The 4,174-nt window shown below is 53.7% G+C and carries 4 protein-coding genes and 1 pseudogene; 2 read left to right on the top strand and 3 right to left on the bottom strand.

The genetic code is table 11. The features are described 5' to 3' along the window. Window positions 1-850: IS1380 family transposase (locus DU506_RS20665; RefSeq protein ID WP_422822351.1), on the bottom strand; the 850-nt coding region annotated here is incomplete at its 3' end. A 102-nt stretch (window positions 851-952) separates the two neighbouring features. Here DU506_RS20665 and DU506_RS20660 point away from each other — a divergent pair. Beyond that, a pseudogene (locus DU506_RS20660) lies at window positions 953-1,147 on the top strand (transposase); the annotation flags it as partial. Between the two features lie 299 nt (window positions 1,148-1,446). Here DU506_RS20660 and DU506_RS20655 read toward each other — a convergent pair. Beyond that, window positions 1,447-1,827, bottom strand: coding sequence for a DUF4168 domain-containing protein (locus DU506_RS20655; RefSeq protein WP_114488725.1), 381 nt, complete (start codon window positions 1,825-1,827; stop codon window positions 1,447-1,449). Window positions 1,828-1,992: 165 nt separating this feature from the next. Further along, window positions 1,993-3,012: an acyltransferase family protein gene (locus tag DU506_RS20650; RefSeq protein WP_114488724.1), complete on the bottom strand. Its 1,020-nt coding sequence runs from the start codon at window positions 3,010-3,012 to the stop codon at window positions 1,993-1,995. A 128-nt stretch (window positions 3,013-3,140) separates the two neighbouring features. Between DU506_RS20650 and DU506_RS20645 the strand changes: the two genes are divergently transcribed. Then, window positions 3,141-4,046 carry an alpha/beta hydrolase gene (locus DU506_RS20645; protein WP_114488723.1) on the top strand — a complete coding sequence of 302 codons (906 nt, stop codon included), beginning with the start codon at window positions 3,141-3,143 and terminating at the stop codon, window positions 4,044-4,046. Window positions 4,047-4,174: the final 128 nt, after the last annotated feature.

The following is a 4,174-nucleotide window of genomic DNA, read 5'->3' as shown; positions in this document are numbered from 1 at the left end:
GTTTAAGATAAGGCGCCGCCAGCGTCTGCAGGGCTTTGTTGCTCTTTAACCGTCCCAGATAAGCGATATCGTGCGCGTCGAGGGCGCGTAGCGTTTCACCATCGGTAAAGCCTGCATCCAGACGCACACGGAACTGGTCCACGTCTCGATTCGTGCCTTCCATTAAGCGCTGAACGAGGTGAGGTATCCAGGTATCTGCGTTTTCTGCCGGGCCAGCATTCCCTTCTCGAAGTAAGCCGCCCACCATGTCGCCAGTTTCGGCGATGGAGGCGATAAGGGGTGAGTAAACCCGGGTGCCGACGTAGCCGTTATAGGCGCTGCCACCCTGGTGGCCAAAGACCTCGATGGGCAGGCCGTCGATATCGAGGGTCATCGGCGTATTAGCCGTATAAGGGGTGACATCCGGCAAACTGTTCAAGCGCCAGATCGCCAACCGCAATAAGCCTTCGTGCACGGTGTCGAGGTTGTTCGAATCACTCAAGCAGGTAATGAGCCGAGAGAGCGTTGCTTGCGACGGGCGTGCTTCTTCTAACGGCGCTAAGCTACGTGCATCGCTACATGCCAGCTGCCAGAGCGGGTCATGATTGAGCACGTCGGTATCGCTTAAGTCGCCCCATCCCATGGCCCGCTGAAGCACGACGGTGCGGAGCTGGCTGGCCAGCGAGTGGCGTACGCGTAAGGGATCTCGCGGATCGACCAGACGGTACGCCAGTGCATCAATCACCCCACTCGTATCGAGTGCTTCGCGAAGTACCAATCCACCCGCATCGCTGGTGGTGGCATCGCCGCTTAGTTGAACATGAACAGAGCCGTTGCAGGTCGGTGACCAGGACGGTAATCTTTCACCCATAGCGAATGGTCCTCTTGCATCAGGTTCTTGCCGGAACGTACTGATTTTTATAGAGGTTACCATTCGCTATCTTCGTTTTCAGGCCTGCGTCGTGAATAACCCGGGATGAAGGCCCATATTGGTATTGATGCGGTTACCGAACTTACCTACAGTATCGCGGCCAACGTGGCCGATGTCACCATGGCGGGCCATCTAGTCCGGGATAAAGACAATCGGGTATATGGTGACGCAGGTTACATCGTCATACAGAAGTACCTGGGCGAAACGAAAGATACCCAGGACTACCGGTGTTGTGTCACTGCAACGTCATCAAGGCGCAACTGTTCACCCTGTTTCTCCTCAGTAAGTTGGTGCTGGCTAGCCGATGCCAAGACCATGCTGACAGGGCCAATATGTCTCGAATATGGCCTGGCAGCGGCATAACCCGGCTGCCAGGCAAAATAGCCGACCTAAAATGGTCAAAAGAAGCCGCTGACGTGATGCTGTGAAGTGCTGACGCTTCAACGGCTCAGAGACGAATTGATTAGCGGTTCCTTAGGGCAAGAATGGAAATACTTAGAGTTAATTTCCAAAAATCCATGTTCAGAAATTCACCTTTATGACTCGGCCATCTCCTGAACACGCGACATTAGCTCGGGGTCTTGCTGGATAGCTTGACCGATAGTGTTGAAGGTATCGACATCTAGGCCGCTATCCTCTACAACTTCAACCATTTTCTCATTAGCTTCTGTATACACTGCTTGCTGCGCGGCTTCGTCTTCAGCAGTGTCGAGCTGTTCGGTATAATCCTGAGAAACCGTCGCGATTTCCTGAGACGCCTCAGCGAACTGCTTAAGCTGTGCATCAGAGAAATCTGCACTATTCATTTGCCTGGTTTCGGGGACACCTGAATCTTGTTGGGCGTGGGCAACAGAGATCATTACACCAACACTCAGTAGTACGGCGGCTAAGAACGCATACATTTTTTGCTGTTTCATACGTGCCTCATTTTCCTTAATATTTTCGTGATGGCGCATGTACCATGATTCAAATGTACTGGAACATGATCGATTGCAACCATACGTGTGACGCGAAGTGAAAATAACAGTTCCGCTATTTTTGTTACCAAACGTACACGGCGGCGCAAATGCCGTTGCGTGCCATCAAGCAAGTTGCATCCGCTTGCCGAATAGTAGCCCACCCCACTGCCAGCGGTTAACGATTAGATTCCAGCCGATGGAGCCCACCATACCCACCACTGCCAGCGCGAAGGCATACAATACCGGTGATAAGCGTTCACCCGCGCCTAGCGAGTCTACGAGGTTAAATAACATCGGATGGGTGAGATAGATGCCGAATGAGAACTCATTAAGACGCCTTACCAACGGCGGTGCTCGGCGGCCTTTCAAGCATTTCATCAGCCATAGCGTAAACAGCAGAAACAGCGGCACCACCCATACTTCCTTGGAGGAGTAGCTCAGCCAGCCGGGCAATGAGAGCAGCACGATTAGGCTCGTCATGGCAATTAACCAGCGGGGCTGCGCAAGTTTCACCATCCAATCCGGTCGCTTATCGAATGTGGCGCCATAATACTGTGCCAACACAAGGGCGAGGAAAAACAGGTAAAGCCAGCCTAACGGCGCGATCCAGTGCAGATAGCCGGGTGGTAACGTGCTTTTCCACTGCCAGTAGCCCCACCAACCCATGCTGATCAGACTACCAATCAAAAGCCATGGTGTGGCAGGCAACCAGCGAGCCAGGTCTAGACGTCCGTAAAGCCAGTAGAAAGCGTAGAATTGTGCGGCAATGATTAGAAAGTAACCATGCCATCCTGCAAACAGAATGTACTCCTGCAGGATTGCCCACAAACCTGCGTCGATACCTAGGGTGCGCAGCCGCATGAACTCGGCCACGGAGTAAGCGAGGCCATAGACTAAATAGGGCAGCATCACGTATTTCACCCGATTACCTAAAAAGCCGGCCGGGATATTGCGCCCATAACGGGCGGAGAATAGGAATATGGAGATAAAGATGAAGATCGGGGTGCCGAGGACGGTGGGAATACGTGCCAAATTGAGCGCCAATGTATCGACGTGCTGCTCTAGATGGTCAAGGAGATGAAAAGAGAAGACGGCCAGACAGCCGTAGGCACGCAGCCAGTAAACTTCCTCAATACGTTGCATGGCCTGGTTTCCTGTCGTCCTTGTGTAAGGGGAATATCACGTCTTTACGCGCTGTCGGACACTTCGGTACAGTACGAATTCCTTCAAGAATGGCATGTCCACTCATGCGAGAGCGACGAGGATTGGGTATGAAGGTCGCACCATGGTGCATAAAATCGCGCTTACTTGCCCTCCTTTTCTTGCTACTGGTGTCGGCGCTATTCGTGGCGAATCAGGCCCTGGCTAGTCAAGTAACTCATCACCGTTTCCACGCCGAAACGCTGGGACGCGATTATCCCTACACTCTTTATCTGCCTGATGGCTATCATGATTCAGGGCTCGACTATCCGGTAGTCTATCTACTTCACGGCTCTTTTGGCAGCGACCGCGACTGGGTAAGCCACGGAGCGCTCAAGCAAGTAGCCGACCGACTAATCCGCCGTGGCGATATTCCCCCCACGGTGTTTGTCATGCCTGGAAGTCGAAGCTGGTGGGTCGATGGTCATAACGAGGCGGCGCGCACGGCATTTTTGAATGATCTGATGCCGCATGTCGAAACGCTCTGGCGGGTTGTGCCCGAACGCGAGTGGCGCGGCATTGGTGGGCTCTCCGCTGGAGGGTACGGCAGCATCAATCTGGCACTTGAGAACCCCATGCTGTTCGCTGCCACCGTAGCGTTGAGTCCGGCCAGCTACTACCCGTTGCCGCCAAGCAACTCGACGGCGCGCAAGCATCCGGCTTTTCTTGGCGACGATAACCGCTTTGATGAAGGGCTCTGGAAAAACCTCAACTACACCACGCACTTGGACAACTACCTAAAGCAGGAGCTTGTAGTGCCGCTTTATTTGAGTGCGGGCAGCCGCGATGTCTACGACGCCCTAAGCCATGCGCGCCGTTTACAGGCCGCTCTAATGCCGCATCAACCCGGCCAAGTCCAGCTGGAAGTGTTTTCCGGCGGTCATACCTGGCGTATTTGGCGGGCAAGTCTCGCACCCGCCCTGAAGTTCATGTTTCGCCATCTGCAATCGCCTGTGCCGACCGTGTCGTCACCATAAGCATTGCACGAGTTATTGTCAAATCTGGTGTACGACGGTCAGGCGGCGTTCCTGTCTGACTGATCGATTACTTGCTCTCCGTCCTGGAACTTGACGTTGTTGATGACCAGTTCCAGTTTCTGGAAATG

Origin of the sequence: Vreelandella rituensis, assembly GCF_003336665.1 — a bacterium.
In the GTDB taxonomy this organism is placed as follows: Bacteria; Pseudomonadota; Gammaproteobacteria; order Pseudomonadales; family Halomonadaceae; genus Vreelandella; species Vreelandella rituensis.
The sequence above is the reverse complement of the archived record's forward strand: the minus strand, read 5'-3'. Positions and strand labels throughout refer to the sequence as shown.